The sequence below is a fragment of the Micrococcus sp. KRD128 genome (assembly GCF_017168395.1).
In the GTDB taxonomy this organism is placed as follows: Bacteria; Actinomycetota; Actinomycetes; order Actinomycetales; family Micrococcaceae; genus Micrococcus; species Micrococcus luteus.
Genome location: NZ_JABFAX010000008.1, coordinates 54,277 through 71,156, shown reverse-complemented (window position 1 = coordinate 71,156; position 16,880 = coordinate 54,277). Strand labels below are relative to the sequence as shown.

Below are 16,880 nucleotides of genomic sequence, written 5' to 3'. Positions count from 1 at the left end.
CGGCGGTGTCGCGGACCTCGGCCCCGGCGTCCCGCGGGGGCACGACGACGGCCCGCCGCCTTCCTCCCCGAGGGGAGGGGCGACGGGCCGTGGGCACCGGACGCGCGGTCCGGCGTCGCGGATCAGGCCCCGCGGGTCACGCGGAGCGGTCGGCGTCCACCGGATCGCCGGCACCGGGCTCGAGCTCGGCCAGGTCCGCACCCTCCAGGGCCTCCCGGCCGCCGGAGAACGTGAACGTCAGCTCGGCGCCCTCCCCCTCGCCCGTGGCGTCCACGGTGATGAGGGAGCCGGCCGGGATCTCGCCGAAGAGGATCTTCTCCGAGAGCTGGTCCTCCACCATCTGCTGGATGGTGCGGCGCAACGGGCGGGCGCCCATGGCCGGGTCGTAGCCTCGGTCCGCGAGCAGTTCCTTGGCGGACTGGGTGAGCTCGATGGACAGGTCCTGCTCCGCCAGGCGCTTGCTGAGGCGGGAGATGAACAGGTCCACGATCGCCACGATCTCGTGCTTCTGCAGCTGCGGGAACACGATCACGTCGTCCACGCGGTTGAGGAACTCGGGGCGGAAGTGCTGGCGCAGCTCCTCCTTGACCTTGCCCTTCATCCGCTCGTACCCGGTGGTGGTGTCCGTGGCCGACTGGAAGCCGGTCATGACGCCCTTGGAGATGTCCCGGGTGCCGAGGTTCGTGGTCATGATGATCACGGTGTTCTTGAAGTCCACCACGCGGCCCTGCGAGTCGGTCAGGCGACCGTCCTCGAGGATCTGCAGCAGGGAGTTGAAGAGGTCCTGATGGGCCTTCTCCACCTCGTCGAACAGCACCACGGAGAACGGACGGCGCCGGACCTTCTCGGTGAGCTGGCCGCCCTCCTCGTAGCCCACGTAGCCGGGAGGGGCACCGAACAGACGCGAGACGGTGTGCTTCTCCTGGAACTCGGACATGTCCAGCGTGATGAGCGCGTCCTCGTCCCCGAAGAGGAACTCCGCGAGGGACTTGGCCAGCTCCGTCTTGCCGACGCCGGTGGGGCCGGCGAAGATGAACGACCCCGAGGGGCGGTTCGGGTCCTTCAAGCCCGCGCGGGTGCGGCGGATGGCGCGGGACAGGGACTTGATCGCCTCGTCCTGGCCGATCACGCGGCGGTGGAGCTCCTCCTCCATGTTGCGCAGGCGGTCCGTCTCCTCCTCGGTGAGCTTGAACACCGGGATGCCGGTGGACTTGGAGAGCACCTCGGCGATGAGGTCCTCGTCCACCGTGGCGACGTCGGCGTCCGCACCGGTGCGCCACGCCTGCTCCTTCTCGCGGCGCTCGTCCTCGAGCTGCTGCTCCTGATCGCGCAGGCGGGCGGCGCCCTCGAAGTCCTGGCCGTCGATGGCGGCCTCCTTCTGGGTGCGCACCTCCGCGATCCGGGACTCGTAGGCCTTGATCTCCGGCGGCACGGTCATGCGACGGATGCGCAGACGCGCGCCAGCCTCGTCGATCAGGTCGATGGCCTTGTCCGGCAGGTGCCGGTCGGAGACGTAGCGGTCCGCCAGGCCGGCGGCGGCCTTGAGCGCGCCGTCCGTGATGGAGACCTTGTGGTGCGCCTCGTAGCGGTCCCGCAGGCCGCGCAGGATCTCCGTGGCGTCCTCGACGGACGGCTCGGCGACCTGGATCGGCTGGAAGCGGCGCTCGAGCGCGGCGTCCTTCTCGATGTGCTTGCGGTACTCGTCCAGCGTGGTGGCGCCGATGGTCTGGAGCTCACCCCGGGCCAGCATCGGCTTGAGGATGCTGGCGGCGTCGATCGCACCCTCGGCCGCACCCGCCCCGACGAGGGTGTGGATCTCGTCGATGAACAGGATGATGTCCCCGCGCGTGCGGATCTCCTTGAGCACCTTCTTCAGGCGCTCCTCGAAGTCGCCGCGGTAGCGGGAGCCAGCCACGAGGGAGCCGAGGTCCAGCGAGTAGAGCTGCTTGTCCCTGAGCGTCTCCGGGACGTCGCCGCGGTCGATCGCCTGGGCCAGGCCCTCGACGACGGCGGTCTTGCCGACACCGGGCTCGCCGATGAGCACGGGGTTGTTCTTGGTGCGGCGGGAGAGCACCTGCATGACGCGCTCCATCTCACCCGCACGCCCGATGACGGGATCCAGCTTGCCGTCGTGCGCGGCCGCGGTGAGGTTGCGTCCGAACTGGTCCAGCACCACGGAGCCGGCGTTCTGGCCGGCCTCGCCGCCCTGGCCCACCCCGGCACCCGCGGTCTCCTTGCCGCCCTGGGCGCCGCCCTGGTAGCCGGAGAGCAGCTGGATGACCGTCTGACGGACGCGGTTCAGGTCCGCGCCGAGCTGCACGAGGACCTGGGCGGCCACGCCCTCGCCCTCGCGGATCAGGCCGAGCAGGATGTGCTCGGTGCCGATGTAGTTGTGGCCGAGCTGCAGCGCCTCGCGCAGGGACAGCTCGAGCACCTTCTTGGCGCGCGGCGTGAAGGGGATGTGGCCGGGCGGGTTCTGCTGGCCCTGGCCGATGTCCTCCTGCACCTTCTCTCGCACGGCGCCCAGGGAGATGTCCATGGACTCCAGTGCCTTGGCTGCGACGCCCTCACCCTCGTGGATCAGTCCGAGCAGGATGTGCTCGGTGCCGATGTAGCTGTGGTTGAGCATGCGCGCCTCTTCCTGGGCGAGCACGACCACCCGACGGGCGCGGTCGGTGAATCTCTCGAACATGGGCACACTCCTTGCGTACGGTCGTGGTCGACACTACGCACCCGGACCGCGTGCCGCGCGGCTGTTCGCCAGCGGGAGAAGCGGCCCGGCCGTCGTCGGGAGGGGCCGGAACGAGGCCCGGGGACGCCGATTCCTCGACGCACCCGGGCGGGACGCTCACTTGCGCTTCGCGTTGCGGTAGGCCTCCACCACGTCGCGGTGCAGACGGCCCCGGCTCGAGACCTCGTAGCCGTTCTCGGCCGCCCACTTGCGGATCTGGGCGGCCTCGACCTTGGGCGACGGCGGTGCCACGGCGCGGCCCTTCTTCATGTAGGGCTTCAGGAACTCACGGAGTTCCGCGGCGTGCTCCTTCGACAGGTCGATCTCGTAATTGCGACCGTCCAATGCGAAGTTCACGGTCTCATCTGCAGGCGAACCGTCAAGATCATCCACGAGGACCACTTCTACCTTCTGTGCCAACGGTGATTCCCACTTTCTTCTCTCGTGCGCGTGTCCCTGGGTTCCGGTCTTCGCTCTCGGGCTTCTTCCCGCGTGCTCACGATTCCGGCCGTGCACTTGTGGTGATTCAAGAATACCGCAACAAAGCCGGGCAGAAGGACTCTTCAACGCCGGGGAAGGAATCTCACCGGGCGCGGTCCTCCGGATCAGCCCCCGGCCCTCCCTCGGCTCGGCGTCGGGCCGCCCACTCACGGGCCTCGGCCTCCTCGCGGGCCGCCCGCGCGTCCGCGCCCGAGAGCCGGCGGGCCTGACTCTCGCGCTCGCCCGTGTCCGAACGCAGCAGGGAGCGCATCACCAGCCAGAAGATGAGCCCGAGGCCGATCGAGGGGGCGAGGACGGAGAAGTAGTCCCAGAAGTCGGCCATGTCAGGCCTCCGGCTTGAGCAGCGGGAAGAGGATGGTCTCGCGGATGCCGGCGTCCGTGAACAGCATCACCAGGCGGTCGATGCCCAGGCCGATGCCGCCCATGGGCGGGGCGCCGTACTCGAGGGCGCGCAGGAAGTCCTCGTCCAGCTGCATCGCCTCGTCGTCGCCGGCGGCCGCCATCGCCGACTGGGCGGTCAGGCGCTCGCGCTGGATGACGGGGTCGATCAGCTCGGAGAACGCGGTGCCGCGCTCCATGCCGCCGATGATCAGGTCCCAGGCCTCGATGACCCGGTCGTCCGAGCGGTGCGGGCGCGCGAGCGGCTGGGCGGCCGGCGGGTAGTCGTACACGAACGTGGGGTTCATCAGGGTGGGCTCCACGATCTCGCCGAACAGCTCGATCACGAGCTTCTCCGCGTCCCACGCGGGGTCCACCTTGACCTCGTGCTCCGCGGCGATCGCCCGCAGCGTCTCGGCGTCCGTCTCCGGGGTGATCTCGCGGCCCACGGCCTCGGACAGCCCCGGGTACACGGCGACCCAGGCCCACTCGCCGTCGAGGTCGATGACGCCCTTCGCGGTCTCGAGCCGACGCCCGGCGCCCACCGCGTCCGCGGCGTTGAGGATGATCTCCTGCATGCGCTCGGCCATGACGTGCATGTCCGCCCACGCCTCATAGGACTCGAGGGTGGTGAACTCGGGCGAGTGGGTCGAGTCCACGCCCTCGTTGCGGAACACGCGGCCGATCTCGAACACGCGGTCGATGCCGCCGACGACGGCGCGCTTGAGGTACAGCTCGGTGGCGATGCGCAGGGTCATCGGCTGGTCGAACGCGTTGAGGTGCGTCTCGAAGGGACGCGCGAGGGCGCCGCCGTGGACGAGCTGGAGCATCGGGGTCTCCACCTCCACGTAGCCGTGGCCCTCGAGGGTGCGCCGCACCGCCGAGGTGACCTTGGCGCGGGTGTAGACCATGCGGCGGGCCTCCTCGCGCACGATCAGGTCCGCGTAGCGCTGGCGGACGCGGGTCTCCTCGTTCAGGTCCGCGTGCAGCACGGGCAGGGGGCGCAGCGCCTTGGAGGCCATCTCCCATGCCGAGGCCATGATGGACAGCTCGCCGCGGCGCGAGACGATCACCTCGCCGGTGACGGAGAGGAAGTCGCCCAGGTCCACGACCTTCTTCCAGTCGGCCAGGGACTCCTCACCGACGGCGGCCAGGGACACCATGACCTGGAGGCGGACGGCCTCCCCGTCCGCGCCGGACTCCTGCAGGGTGGCGAAGCAGAGCTTGCCGGTGTTGCGGAGGAAGACGACGCGCCCGGTCACCGACACGGTCTCGCCCGAGGCCCAGTCAGGCTCGTGGCCGTCGAACCGCTCACGCACCTCGGCCAGCGCGTGGGTGCGCGGCACCTGCACGGGGTAGGCCTCGCGGCCCGAGGCGAGCAGCTGCTCACGCTTGGCGGCGCGGACGGCCTGCTGATCGTGGTGGTCGACGGCGGCGGAGGCGGAGTTCTGGGTGGTCACGGTCCCCGAGTCTACCGACGGCGCCCCGCCGGTCAGCCGCGCACCCCGGGGTTGACGAGGGCCGGGACCTCCGCGCCCGTGGCCATGGCGATCGCGTTGCGCGCGGCCAGCTCGGCCATCGCGGCGCGGGTGTCCCGGGTGGCGGAGCCCAGGTGCGGCAGGAGCATCACGTTCCCCAGCTCGGCCAGGCCCGGGGCGAGGGCGGGCTCGTCCTCGTAGACGTCCAGACCGGCGCCGAAGAGCCGCCCCTCGCGCAGGGCCGTGACGAGGGCCGCCTCGTCCACCACGGGGCCGCGGGCCGTGTTGACGAGGACGGCGTCGTCCTTCATCTTCGCGATCACGTCCGCATCCACGAGGTGGTGGGTGTCGTCCGTCAGGGGCACGTGGAGGGACAGGACGTCCGCGGCCTCGACGAGCTCCTCCCAGCGGACCTGACGGACGCGGCCGGCGAGGTCGCCGAGCTCCGCGGCCGCGACCTCCCGGTGCGCGGGCGGCCGCGGCGCGAACACGACGTCCATGCCGAAGGCGAGCGCACGCTCGGCCACCGCCTTGCCGATCCGCCCGAAACCGGCCAGGCCCAGGGTCGCGCCGCGCACGTCCCGGCCCACGAGCAGGTCCGGCGCCCAGCCGTGGAACCGCCCCTCGCGCACCATCCGTTCACCCTCGGGGGCGCGGCGGGTCACACCGAGAATCAGGAGCATCGCGATGTCCGCGGTGGCGTCCGTGAGCACGTCCGGGGTGTTGCCGACGGCGATCCCCCGCCGCGTCGCGGCGGCCACGTCCACGTTGTTGTAGCCGACCGCGTAGTTGGCGATGCCCCTGATCCGCGCGTCGGCGAGCACGTCGGCGGTGACCTTCTGGTCCAGGGCCGAGACGACGACGTCGTAGTCCCCCGAGGCCACCAGCCGCGCGAGCGCGGCGTCCCCTCCGACGTCGGCGCCGTCCACCACCTCTCCGGCCGCGCGCAGCATCCCGAGCCCGGGCTCGGGGAGGCGGGTCATGAGCAGGAAACGGGGGGTCACGGCAGCGCCTCACTCTCGGATCGGGGCGGGGAGGACGGGGCGTCGTCCGGCGTGACCAGGCTAACCGCGGACGGCGGGTGCGGCCCGGGCCGACGCCCCTTATGATTGACTCTCGTCAATCATTGACTCATGTCAATCACCGCGCCGCCCCTCCCGCCGAAGGACCCCATGACCCCAACCTCCCCCGCCCCCGAGGCCGTCGCGCCGGCCGGCGCCCCCTCGCTCGAGCGCGCCGCCGCCGACGCCGCGCGCCACCGCTCCGTGCTCCAGGCCCTGACCGGCCTCCTGCTGGGCATGTTCGTCTCGATGATCGCCAACACGGTGGTCTCGACCTCGATGCCGGTGATCATCCACGACATCGGCGGCGACCAGACCGCCTACACCTGGGTCATCACCTCGGCCCTGCTCGCCACGGCCATCGCCACCCCGATCTGGGGCAAGCTGGCCGACCTCGTCAACCGCAAGGTCCTCTTCCAGGTCGCCCTGGCGATCTTCGTCGCCGCCTCCGCGGCGGCCGGGTTCACCCACGATCCGACCTTCCTGATCGTCTGCCGCACCGTGCAGGGCCTGGGCGGCGGCGGCCTCGTCGCGCTCAGCCAGGTGATCATGGCGGACATCATCAGCCCGCGTGAGCGCGGCCGCTACATGGGCCTGTTCGGCGCCGTGATGGCCGTGGCCACGGTGGGCGGCCCGCTCGCCGGCGGCGTGATCACCGACCTGTGGGGCTGGCGCTGGAACTTCTTCGTGGCGGTGCCCTTCGCCGTCGTCGCCCTGGTGATGGTGCAGCGCACCCTCCACCTCCCGCACCGCGAGCGCCAGAAGGTGTCCATCGACTACCTCGGCATCGTGTTCCTGACCGCGGCCACCGCGCTGCTGCTGATCTGGGTCACCAGCGCCGGTCGCGACTTCGACTGGGCCAGCACCACCACCGCGTGGATGCTCGGCGGCGCCGCCGTCGCCACCGTCCTGTTCGTCGTGACCGAGCTGCGCGTCGCCGAGCCGCTCATCCCGCTCACCCTCTTCCGCGACCGCACCTTCACCCTCGCGACGATCGCCTCGATCGCCACGGGCCTGGCCATGTTCGGCTCCTCCGTCTACCTGGCCCAGTACATGCAGCTGGCCCGCGGCGCGACGCCGACCCAGGCCGGCCTCATGACCATCCCGATGATCCTCGGCCTGCTCGTGTCCTCCACGGTGATCGGCGGCCTCATCACCCGCACCGGCGTGTGGAAGCGCTGGCTCGTGATCGGCGCCGTCCTGCTGATCGCCGGCACCGCCCTGCTCGGCACCCTGCACTACGACACCTCCTTCTGGCTGGTGTCCCTCTACATGTTCCTGCTCGGCGCCGGCGTCGGCATGACCATGCAGAACCTCGTGCTCGTGGTGCAGAACACCACCGACCCGCGGCAGATGGGCGTCGCCAGCTCCGGCGTCACCTTCTTCCGCACCCTGGGCGGCAGCATCGGTGTCGCCGTGATGGGCGCCGTGGTCTCCAACGTGGTCCCGGACCGCATCGAGGAGCGCCGCGCGGACCTCGCCGCGGCCCTGCGCAGCCTGGGCCCGGACGCCGCCGAGTGGTCCGAGAGCCTGCAGTCCAGCACCCTGCCACGCGTGGCAGAGATGCCCGACGGCCTGCGCTCGATCTTCGAGGACGTCTACGCCACCGGCATCTCCCACGCGTTCCTCGTGGGCGTGCCCCTCGCAATCGTCGCGCTGATCGCGATCCTGTTCCTGCCGAACATCCCGCTGGGTCGCATGACCACCTCCGAGCGCCTCCACGCCACCCGCGCCGACCTGGCCACCCACTCCACGGCCGAGGCCATGCAGACGCTGCCCGCGACCGGTCCGATCCCCGTGGTGACCGCGGCGCAGGGGCAGCATCCCGCCGAGGACCCGGAGGAGTCCCGGGCGGTGGCGGCCGAGCGCCCGGCGACGGCGTCGCCGGTGGCCGGCCGGCCCGTCGTCCCCGCGGCGCTGGCCGTGGCGGGGACGGCCCTGCTGGCGGCCGTCGTCACCGCGCTGGTCCGGGCCCGCCGTGGCTGACGGCGCCCCGGACCCGGGCAGAGGCGGCGACGACGCGGGCTTCGAGGCCGCCGTCCAGGGGCTCGAGCAGGCGTTCTCGCGTCTGGTCCTGCAGCACCGCCAGGTGATGGTCCGCTACGCGGCGGCCCTCAGCCCGGCCCTGTCCGTCGGGGCGATGAAGGCGTTCATGATGCTGGCCAACGAGGGGACCATGACGCCCTCGGCCGTGGCCGAGGGCCTGCTGGTGGACCGCGCCCAGGTCTCCCGCATGGTCCGCGACCTCGAGGCCGCCGGGCTGATCACCCGAGAGCCGGACCCGCGGGACCGCCGCTCCGCCCTCCTGAGCGCCAGCCCCGAGGGGCTCGCCCGCCTCGACGCGGTGCGCGGCGGCCCGGCGGGTCGCGGGCTGCGCGACGACCTGGCGCGCTGGGACCGCGAGGACATCCGGACGCTGACGCGCCTGCTGGACCGGCTGGCCGCCGAGCGTCAGACCCGGATGCAGGACCCCGCCGAGTCCGAGTGAGCCGCCGGCCGGACCCGCGGGCCCGGCCGGCGGGCGGGATCACCAGATGGTGACGCGCTCCTCCGGGGCCAGCCACATGGGATCCCCCTCGCGCGTGCCGAACGCCTCGTGGAAGGCGTCGATGTTCTTGACCACCTGGTTGCAGCGGAACTCGTTGGGCGAGTGCGGGTCCGAGGCGATGCGGGTGACCATGGCCTCCGGTCGCGTGAGCTGACGCCACACGGTGGCCCAGGCGGTGAAGAACTCGCGGTCCCCCGCCGCGGCGTCGAGGGAGGCGCCGTCGCCCTCGTCCCGCCAGATCTCCAAGGCGCGGTGGGCGATGCCCAGGCCGCCGAGGTCGCCGATGTTCTCCCCCAGGGTGAACTCGCCGTTGACGCGGTGGTCCGGGGCCTCGGCCGGGGAGAGCGCGTTGTACTGGGCCACCAGCCGGGAGGTGCGCTCGGTGAACGCCGCGCGGTCCTCCTCGGTCCACCAGTCCTCGAGCCGACCGGCGCCGTCGTACCGCGAGCCCTGGTCGTCGAAGCCGTGGCCGATCTCGTGGCCGATCACGGCGCCGATCGCCCCCAGGTTCGCGGCCATCGAGGCCTCGGGGTCGAAGAACGGGGGCTGCAAAATGGCGGCCGGGAAGACGATCGCGTTCTCGAGCGGGGAGTAGTACGCGTTCACCGTCTGCGGCGTGATGTGCCACTCCTCCGGGTCCGGCCCGTCCGCGATCTTGCGCAGGTCCCGCTCCCACTCGAGCTCCGAGGAGGAGCGGGCGTTGCCCAGCAGGTCGCCGGCGTGGACCTCGAGGGCGGAGTAGTCCAGCCACTTCGAGGGGTAGCCCACCATGGGGCGGAACATCGCCAGCTTCTCGAGCGCCCGCTGACGGGTCTCCTCGCCCATCCACTCGAGCTCCTCGATGGACCGGCGATAGGCCTCCTGGAGCAGGCCCACGAGCTCGTCCATCGCGGCCACGTGGCCCTGCGGGAAATGGCGGGCCACGTAGAGCTGCGCCACGTCCTCGCCGGCCGCCCCGTTGACGAACGCGACCGCGCGCTTCCAGCGGGGGCGGACCTCCTCGGTGCCGGCCAGGCGGCGGCCGTAGAAGGAGAAGTTCTCCTGCACGAACGCGTCCGGCAGGAAGCCGGCGAAGGAGCGCAGCACCTGCAGGATCAGCCAGTGACGCCAGTCCTCGAGGTCGGCGGCCTCGGGTCCCTCGAGCAGCCCCTGCACACCGGAGAGGAAGTCCGGCTGCCACACCACGACCTCCGCGGCGCGCTCGCCCGCGGCGTCCACACCCTCGAGCCAGGCCTCGGCCAGGGGGAAGAGCTCCGTCAGGCGGTCGTGGGTCATGGGGTTGTAGCGGGCCACGGCGTCCCGGCTGCGGACCAGGTCCCAGTGCAGGGCGGCGATGCGCTTCTCCAGCTCCACCACCCGGACGCCCAGCGCGGCGGCCTCGTCCCGGTCCGCGCCGATCCCGGCCAGCGTCAGCAGGCGGCCGGTGTGCTCGGTGTACTGCGCGAGGATCTCGGCGTAGGCCTCGTCCCGGTAGTAGGACTCGTCCGGCAGGCCCAGGCCGCCCTGGAGCAGGTGCAGGAGCATGCGGTCCGGGTTCCCGGCGTCGTTGAGTGCGCCGGTGTTGATGAGGCCGGAGACGCCCTGACGCTGCAGTCGCCCGGAGAGGGTGAGCAGCTCCGCAGGGGTGGTCACGGTGGCCACCGCCGCCAGGTCCGAGGCGATCGGCTCGAGGCCGCGGGCCTCCACGGTCTCGTCGTCCATGAAGGAGGCGTACAGCGCGGCGATCCGGCGCTTGAGCTCCGGATGCTCCATGCCCTCCGTGTCCTCCGCATCCAGCGGCGCGAGCGGGGCGTCCCGGTGCGCGCCGGCCGCGGCCGTGGCCTGCACGCGCGCCTGGGCGGGGTCGAAGCCCGCGCCGACCTCGCGCACGGCGTCCTCGCACAGGTGCCGGACGGCGAGCTCGGCCGCGTCCCGCAGCTCGAGGAACGCGCCGTAGGCGCCCTGGTCCGCGGGGATCTCGTGGGTGTCCAACCACCCGGTGTTGACGTGGCGGTACAGGTCCTCGCGCGGCGACGGGACTTCGGGCTCGGCGGTGGCGGTCACGGCGGATCCTCCTGGACGTGGGGGGTGGGACGGTCTCGCACGGCACTCTAGCCGTGACACCGGACACGACGACGGGCACGCACCCTGGTCGGGTGCGTGCCCGTCGTCGTGGGGACGGCCGGCCCGGGGGCCGCCGTCGGGAGGCGGGGGCTCAGCCGACCTCGGCGGCCAGCTTCGCGAGCGACTCCTCCATCTGCTCCTCGGAGACCATCGGGAAGAGGTTCTTCTCCAGCAGCTCCGGGTCGGTCACGTCGGTCCAGTCGTAGGTGAGGGACACGTCCGTGCTGCCGGAGCCGTTGTCCTCGAGCCGGTAGACCCACTGCCAGCCCTTGGGCTCGGTGCCGGCGGGGGCGGTCTTCCAGCCGACCAGCTTGTTCGGGTCGTAGGCGACCACATGGTTGTCCGTCTGGTAGTCGCCACCCATGTGCTCCGCATGCATGTTCATGGTGAACACGTCGCCGACCTTCTGGATGCGCTGGGTCTTGTCGTCCGACTGCACCATGCCCGAGCCGTCGAACTTCGCGTGGTTCGCGGGCAGGGTCAAGAAGTCGAACACGTCCTTGGCGGACGCGTCGATGGTCCGGGTGACGGTCTGCTGGGTCTCGCCGTGGGCGGTCTTGTTCATCTCGGTCATGGGATCAACCTAGGCACGGGGCCGGGGCGGCCGACAAGGTCTGAGCCTCAGTCCGGCACGTTGCGCCCACGCCGGAACGCGGACACGCTGCGGTGGCCGGCCACGCTGAACCGCCACGGGAAGCGCACGGAGCCGCCCTCCCCCGAGACGCCGACGCGCGGGCCCGTCACGACCTCGATCGGCGGCCCGGCCGGATCGCGGGGCGCGGGCGGGGCCAGGAGGAACCGGGCGGGCGCGGCCGGCGCGGCGAGGCGGGCCGGGGTGCCGCCGTCGTCGGACACCTCCGGCGGCGCGGCGACGATCTCCACGGGCGCGTGGCCCATCTCCAGGGTGATGCCGAGGCCCTGGCCGAGGTTGCCCGGCCCGGAGAGCAGCTTGGGGCCGGTGTCCCGGCCGCGGCGGGCCACCGCGAGGTCCCCTCCCGCGAGCACCTCGGCCGCACGCAGCAGCACACCGCCGGCCTCCCCCTCGGGGTGGCCCACCAGGTTCAGGCAGCGGTGGATGCCGTAGTTCAGGTACACGTACGTGCGCCGCGGCGGCCCGAACAGCGCGGCATTGCGCTCGGTGCGACCGCGGAACGAGTGGGCGCCGGGGTCTGCGCCCGCGTTCCCGTACGCCTCGGTCTCGGTCAGCCGCACGGTGACGGCGCCGTCCGGGGCGACGACGGTCAGCCGACACCCCAGCAGCGTCGCGGCGAGCGCGGGCGAGGGGCCGTCGAAGGCGGCAGCGAGACGCTCCGGGGTCACCGCAGCGGCCCCGCGGCGGGCAGCACCATGGTGTCGATCAGCCGGACGGGCGGCACGTGCGCGGCCACGAGGGCGAGGGCCTCGCGGCGCAGCGGCTGGCACAGCAGCTCCGGACCGAGCTCGACGAAGGTGTCCCGATCCACCACCACGAGGTGGTCCAGCTCGACGTCCGGCTCGTCCTCGACCATCCGGCGAGCGGCCTGGACGTCGACGGGCTCGCCGGCCGCCGCGGCGTCGGCCAGGGAGCGCAGCGCGCGGCTGAGGACGAGCGCGTGCTCCAGGCCCGCGGCGTCCAGGCGGGTGTTGCGGCTGGAGAGCGCGAGGCCCTCGGGCGAGCGGACGATGGGCACGGCGCGGACGTCGACGTCGATGTCGAGGTCCATGGCCAGGCGGCGCAGAACGGTGAGCTGCTGCGCGTCCTTCTGGCCGAAGTAGCTGCGCAGGGCCGGCACCGCCGGGCGCACGATGTTCCACAGCTTCGCCACGACGGTGGCCACGCCGTCGAAGTGGCCCGGGCGGGAGGCGCCCTCGAGCACTTCCCCCATGCGGCCCGCGGAGACGGTGACGATCGGCGCGTCCGGGTAGCCCGGGTACATCTCCTGCACGTCCGGGGCGAACACGACGTCGGCGCCCGCCGCCGTCAGCAGGTCCAGGTCCGCCTCCAGGGTGCGCGGGTAGTGCTCCAGGTCGGCCGGATCGCCGAACTGGAGCGGGTTCACGAAGATGCTGACCGCCACGACATCGTTCTCGGCGCGGGCCCGCCGCACCAGGGCCGCGTGGCCGCCGTGGAGGGCGCCCATCGTGGGGACCAGGCCGACGGTGACGGGCTCGGCGTCGCCGTCGTCCGTGGCGTGGGCGACGAGCTCACGGAGAGCGGAGCGCATCTCGGCGACGGTCCGGGCCAGACGCGGGCGCGCGGAGACGCCGTCGGCCTCGGCCGTCACGGGAGCGGGGAAGGCGTCCTCGAGGGTGAGGCCGGTGCCGGCGGGGACGGGGCGCTGGTCGGGGACGCGGTCGAGAGGGGTCACCCTCCGAGTCTAGGCACGGGGCCTCGTGGAGGACTTCCGCCTCACCACGCACATCTGGTCGACGGCCTGAGCTGCGGGCCGGATTCGGCCCCACCACGCACGACGCCGGCCGGCCCCGTCAACGGGACCGGCCGGCGTCGTGCTCGGGTCGGGCTCAGGCGTTCTTCGCCGTGTCCTTCACCTGGCGGGCGGCGTCCTGGGACTGCGCCTTGAGGTCCTGCGCCGTGTCCGTGCCCTGGTCCTTGAGGTGGGAAGCGGCCTCAGTGGCCGACTCCTTCACGCTCCCGGCGGCTTCGCGGGCGGCGGGCTCGAGGTCCTCGCGCAGCTGCTGGACGGCCTGCTTGGCCTCGTCCACCAGCGGGGCGGCCTGGTCCTTGAGGCCCTCCGCGGCGCGCTGCTCCACGCGTGAGGCGGGGATCAGCGAGCTGAGCAGCAGGCCGGCGCCGAAGGCGATCACCCCGGCGGCCAACGGGTTGCCCGCGGTGCGGCCGCGCAGCTGAGCCGGGGCCTGGTGCAGGGCGTGCTGGGCGTCGTCGGCCCACTCGGACACGCGGTCGCCGGCGTCGCCCAGGCGGTCCTGGGCCTGGCCGGCCGCGCCGTACGCGGAGGCCCGGGCGTCGTCGACCATCCCGTGGGCGCGATCGCCCAGCGAGGGCTCGTGGCGGTGCTGCTCCGGGGAGCCCATGATGTTCTCCTTCGCGTGGATGAAGCCGTCCTTGATGCGGTTGGTCTGCCGGGACACGGCCTTCGTGGGGCTCACCTTCTCGGCGAGGGCGTCCACGTCCTGGCCGAGCTCGCGGCGCGTGCGCTCGATGTCGGCGCGGATCTCGTCGGGGTTGTTGCTCGTGGTCATCGCGTCTCCTTCGCGGGGTTCAGGGTCTCGGGGATCTCCTGAAGCGTCTCCTGGGTCTGCGGCAGACCCTTGATCTTCTCGATGTCCTTCTTGCCCTGCACGGCCAGCACGGCCGCGACGACGCCCCACAGCACGGCCACGATCAACGCGGCCCAGCCGATCGGCAGGAACACGTCGAGCAGGTGCATCAGGGCCAGGGACAGGAACATCAGCAGGAAGAAGCCGCCGACGGCGGCGCCGGCCAGCAGGCCCGCCCCCTTGCCGGCCTTCTTCGCGGACTCGGTGGCCTCGGCCTTGGCCAGGGCGATCTCCTGGCTGACCAGCGTCGACAGCTTGGCCGACAGGCTCTGGAACATCTCGCCGAGGCTCTCGTGCTCGGCGCGGAACTCCGCCTGCGTGGGCGGCGGGGTGTGCGCGCCGGAGCGCGGCGTCGCGTCGCGGAACGGTTCGTGGGCGGTGCTCATGCGTCACCCCCGGGCCGGGTCTGGTCGAACGGCCGCTCGGCGGTCAGGCCCTGCTGGACCGGCGCCTGCGTGCCGTACGGGATGTCCCCGACGCCGGCCGCGCGGCGGGGCCCGGCACCGTCCGCGACGCGGCCGTCGGCCTGGGAGAGCGAATCGCTCGAGTAGGCCGGGGCCTGCGAGTCCAGGTGGTGCGGGGTCACGTCCGCGTGCACCGCCTCCGGACGGGTCTCGTGACGGCGCGGCGCGGTGGAGGCGGCGGAGTCCGGCTGGGCGGCGTCGCGGATGCCGCGCGTCAGTCGACCGGCCACCAGCCCGGCGCCCAGGGCGAGGGCCAGGAACGTGCCCGGACGGCGAGCGGCGAAGCCGCGCACGTCCTGCAGCAGATCCTGCGGGGAGGCGGTCTCCAGGCGCTGCGTCAGGGCCTCGGCGCGGTCCGCCACCGAGGCGACGCCCCGGCGCACCAGGTCGGTCTGCGGCTGCTCGCCGGAGACCACGCGGTGCAGGTCGTCGGTGTAGCTGCGCACCTGGCCCGCGAGCCGCTCCTGCTGGGTCTGCACCTGCGCGCCGACCTGCTCCTGGGCGGAGCCGACCAGCGACTGCACCTGGTCAGCGGCCTCGTCCTTCACCTGGCCGGCCTCGTGCTTGGCGGTGGCCGCGAGGTCCTGGGCCTTGTCCTTGGCGTCGTGGGCCACGGCCTTCGCCTGGCCCTGGGCCTCGCCCGCGGCCTGCTGGGCCTTGTCCTTCGCCTGGTCCTTGGCGTCACGGCCCTCGGCTGAGGAGCCGTGGGCGTTCTGCGGCGTGTTCGTCGTCATGCTGTGCCTTCCTTCGTCCGGGTCGGCGGCCCCTCATGGCGGCCCTTCTGGCCGTCCACGTCACCGGGTCCACCGGTCTTGAGGGCCAAGGTAAGCACCGCGAGGGACGTGCCGGAAGACCTCGGGGCCGCCGGGATCGGCCGGCGCAACACGCGTGCCGCCGCCCCCACCGGGCCGGGCGGCGCGCCGGCGTCGTCTCCGGTCAGGACGGGGTCAGCGCGCCTTCAGGCCCCGCTGGGCGGTCTTGCCGACGCCACGGCCCGGGTGCTCCTTCTTGCCCTGCATCCAGACGTCCACGGCCTGCACGCCGAGGTCGGGGTGGTCGGTGAAGAAGCCGTCGATGCCGGCGTCGAGGAACGGCTGGATCATGCCGACCATGTCGCCCTGCGCGTTCCGGTCCGTGGAGGAGCGGAACTCCGTGTAGAGGAACTGGTTCTCGGCGCGGAAGGTGTAGGGCACCACCTCGAGGCCCGCGCGGTGGGCGAGGGAGACGAACGCGGTCTCCTCGCCCATCGAGCCGTCCTTCTCCTTGGTGATGATCTGCGCGAAGGCCGGGCCGAGCGTGTCGACGCCGGCCGCGCGGACCTCGCGCATGCCCGCGGCGGTCTCGTAGAAGTCGTAGTCGCGGGCGGTATCACCGGCGGCCACGGAGTCGTAGGGCGCGCCGTTGACGCTGGAGAGGAACACCGTCTCGGCCTTGAGGCCGAGGTTCTCGTTGAGATCGCGCAGGTTGGCGAGCTCGAAGGACTGCACGGTGGCGGGGGCGTTGCGCTTGTTCAGGCCGTGCTCGTCGAGCAGCTCGACGACGCGCTCCTCCATGGACAGGCCGATGGAGTCGAAGTAGGTGGGGTGCTTGATCTCGGGGATGACGCCGATCTGCCGGCCGTACCGGGCCGAGAGGCGCTCGCGCAGCTCGAGCACCTCCTCGAAGGTGGGCACCTGGTACCGGCCGTCGTAGGACGCGGACTCGGGGCGGACCTGCGGCAGGCGCTCCTTGGCGCGCAGGGTCTTGAGCTCGGCGAGGGTGAAGTCCTCGGTGAACCAGCCGGTGAGGGCCACGCCGTCGACGACCTTGGTGGTCTTGCGGTCGGCGAACTCGGGTCGCTGGGCGACGTCCGTGGTGCCGTCGATCAGGTTCTCGTGGCGGACCACGAGCACGCCGTCCTGGGTGGAGACCAGGTCCGGCTCGATCACGTCCGCACCCTGGGCGGCGGCCAGCTCGTAGGCGGCCAGGGTGTGCTCGGGGCGGTAGCCGGAGGCGCCGCGGTGGCCCACGACGTCGGGGCGCACCACGGGCTTGTCCGTGACGGACTGCGCGGCGGCCGGGGTCGTCGCTGCGGCGGGGGCGGCGACGGCCGGGGCGGCCAGCGGGGCGCTGACGGCGACGGCGGCGGCGAGGGCCACGAGGCCGCGGGTGGCGTGACGACGGACGGAGGTCATGGAACGGTCCTTTCCGGGAGGGGGATGACCGCTCCAGTGGGCCAGAGCCGGGTGTCGACCGGGTGGCCCCCCTCCGGCCGCAGACGGCCCGTCCGGTGAACAGCCGGTGACGGGGGCTGATCCAAGAGGTTCAGCCGCCCGTCACGATGCGCGGCGCCACGCC

The 16,880-nt window shown here is 72.6% G+C and carries 15 protein-coding genes; 2 read left to right on the top strand and 13 right to left on the bottom strand.

Annotated features, from left to right (window positions below):
- Positions 1-136: 136 nt before the first annotated feature.
- From J1M44_RS03710 to J1M44_RS03690, 5 genes are all read right to left on the bottom strand, one after another.
- Positions 137-2,692, bottom strand: a complete 2,556-nt coding sequence (locus tag J1M44_RS03710) for an ATP-dependent Clp protease ATP-binding subunit (RefSeq protein WP_206480571.1) — start codon at positions 2,690-2,692, stop codon at positions 137-139.
- 156 nt (positions 2,693-2,848) lie between these two features.
- Entirely contained in the window at positions 2,849-3,151 is a 303-nt protein-coding gene (locus J1M44_RS03705; protein WP_036314827.1) for a histone-like nucleoid-structuring protein Lsr2, read from the bottom strand.
- 163 nt (positions 3,152-3,314) lie between these two features.
- Positions 3,315-3,554, bottom strand: a complete 240-nt coding sequence (locus J1M44_RS03700; RefSeq protein ID WP_036384193.1) for a hypothetical protein — start codon at positions 3,552-3,554, stop codon at positions 3,315-3,317.
- 1 nt (position 3,555) lies between these two features.
- Positions 3,556-5,070, bottom strand: a complete 1,515-nt coding sequence (gene lysS / locus J1M44_RS03695; RefSeq protein ID WP_044658626.1) for a lysine--tRNA ligase — start codon at positions 5,068-5,070, stop codon at positions 3,556-3,558.
- Between the two features lie 32 nt (positions 5,071-5,102).
- Positions 5,103-6,092 (bottom strand): NAD(P)-dependent oxidoreductase, encoded by a 990-nt coding sequence (locus J1M44_RS03690; protein WP_206480569.1) that lies wholly within the window; start codon positions 6,090-6,092, stop codon positions 5,103-5,105.
- Between the two features lie 168 nt (positions 6,093-6,260).
- Between J1M44_RS03690 and J1M44_RS03685 the strand changes: the two genes are divergently transcribed.
- Together J1M44_RS03685 and J1M44_RS11615 are read left to right on the top strand one after the other, a co-directional pair.
- A complete protein-coding gene (locus J1M44_RS03685) occupies positions 6,261-8,135 on the top strand; it encodes an MDR family MFS transporter (protein ID WP_044658624.1) in 1,875 nt (624 codons plus the stop codon).
- Positions 8,128-8,637, top strand: coding sequence for a MarR family winged helix-turn-helix transcriptional regulator (locus J1M44_RS11615; protein ID WP_036314817.1), 510 nt, complete (start codon positions 8,128-8,130; stop codon positions 8,635-8,637). Before J1M44_RS03685 ends, J1M44_RS11615 begins: the two co-directional genes overlap by 8 nt.
- A gap of 39 nt (positions 8,638-8,676) precedes the next feature.
- On the opposite strand, the gene J1M44_RS03675 is transcribed toward J1M44_RS11615, so the two are convergent.
- From J1M44_RS03675 to J1M44_RS03640, 8 genes are all read right to left on the bottom strand, one after another.
- Entirely contained in the window at positions 8,677-10,740 is a 2,064-nt protein-coding gene (locus J1M44_RS03675) for a M13 family metallopeptidase (protein WP_144825007.1), read from the bottom strand.
- Between the two features lie 151 nt (positions 10,741-10,891).
- Entirely contained in the window at positions 10,892-11,374 is a 483-nt protein-coding gene (locus tag J1M44_RS03670) for an SRPBCC family protein (protein ID WP_036314813.1), read from the bottom strand.
- 47 nt (positions 11,375-11,421) lie between these two features.
- Positions 11,422-12,120, bottom strand: a complete 699-nt coding sequence (locus J1M44_RS03665; RefSeq protein WP_144825006.1) for a DNA-3-methyladenine glycosylase — start codon at positions 12,118-12,120, stop codon at positions 11,422-11,424.
- Entirely contained in the window at positions 12,117-13,148 is a 1,032-nt protein-coding gene (panC, locus tag J1M44_RS03660) for a pantoate--beta-alanine ligase (protein ID WP_206480567.1), read from the bottom strand. The genes J1M44_RS03665 and panC overlap by 4 nt, the downstream gene beginning before the upstream one ends.
- 154 nt (positions 13,149-13,302) lie before the next feature.
- Entirely contained in the window at positions 13,303-14,001 is a 699-nt protein-coding gene (locus tag J1M44_RS03655) for a DUF3618 domain-containing protein (protein ID WP_206480565.1), read from the bottom strand.
- Positions 13,998-14,465, bottom strand: a complete 468-nt coding sequence (locus tag J1M44_RS03650) for a phage holin family protein (RefSeq protein ID WP_002856039.1) — start codon at positions 14,463-14,465, stop codon at positions 13,998-14,000. Before J1M44_RS03650 ends, J1M44_RS03655 begins: the two co-directional genes overlap by 4 nt.
- Positions 14,462-15,277, bottom strand: a complete 816-nt coding sequence (locus J1M44_RS03645; RefSeq protein WP_049158878.1) for a hypothetical protein — start codon at positions 15,275-15,277, stop codon at positions 14,462-14,464. The genes J1M44_RS03650 and J1M44_RS03645 overlap by 4 nt, the downstream gene beginning before the upstream one ends.
- Before the next feature lie 213 nt (positions 15,278-15,490).
- Positions 15,491-16,717 (bottom strand): glycerophosphodiester phosphodiesterase, encoded by a 1,227-nt coding sequence (locus J1M44_RS03640; protein ID WP_206480563.1) that lies wholly within the window; start codon positions 16,715-16,717, stop codon positions 15,491-15,493.
- Positions 16,718-16,880 lie beyond the last annotated feature (163 nt).